This is a genomic window from Burkholderia sp. Bp9016 (genome assembly GCF_003857765.1).
Classification (GTDB): Bacteria; Pseudomonadota; Gammaproteobacteria; order Burkholderiales; family Burkholderiaceae; genus Burkholderia.
In genome coordinates this window covers 1-719 of sequence record NZ_QTPY01000091.1, presented here as the reverse complement: position 1 = coordinate 719, position 719 = coordinate 1, and the positions used below count along the sequence as shown (strand labels likewise).

The following is a 719-nucleotide window of genomic DNA, read 5'->3' as shown; positions in this document are numbered from 1 at the left end:
AGCAGCGCGCCGGCGCCCGGCACGACCGGTTCGAGATCGAGTTCGCGCAGCATCGCGTAGGTGGTCGCGATCGCGGCCGTGATCACCGGCTTGCCCGTCATCGCCTCGACCTTTGCGACGGCCGGCAGCGACGGCATCTGCACGCAGGCGGACAGCACGATCGCATCGGCGTCCTGGTACGGCAGCGTCTTCACGATGTCCGGCAGGCGCGCCGGGTCGTGGCGGCCGACGTCCAGGTTGTCCGGAATTTCCAGCGCGCGGTACGCGATCACGTCGTAGCCTTCATTGCGGATGTAGTCGACCACCAGCTCGGTCAGCGGCAACATGTACGGCGCGACCACCACGATGCGCTTCGCGCCGATCACCTTCAATGCGTCGACGAGCGCGCCGGCGCTGGTGATGACGGACGCGTCGCCGCCGTTCTCCTGCGTGCGCTCGCGCAGACGCTTCTGCGACACGCGGTGGTAGCCATGGCCCATCGCCATGATCGCGACGAGGCAGGCATAGCCGAGCACGTCGACGCGCGCGTCGCTCAGCTCCATCGCGCAGCGGTCGGATTCGGCATCCATCGCCGCCAGTTCTTCCTTGACGACCTTCTTCATCCGCATCCGGCTCGAGTGATACGTGAAGCGTTCGGGCCGGATCGTTTCGCGCAACCGCAGCATCGCGGGAATCTCGGTTTCCATCGTCGTGTTGGAACTCGGCACGATCTGGCCGAT

Annotated in this window: 1 protein-coding gene; it reads right to left on the bottom strand. The window is 66.5% G+C overall.

Translation table 11 applies throughout. The annotated features are described in order from the left end of the window. Positions 1–719, bottom strand: a 719-nt coding sequence (locus DIE13_RS32565; RefSeq protein WP_244108886.1) for an Asp/Glu racemase, incomplete at both ends; no start/stop codon positions are given.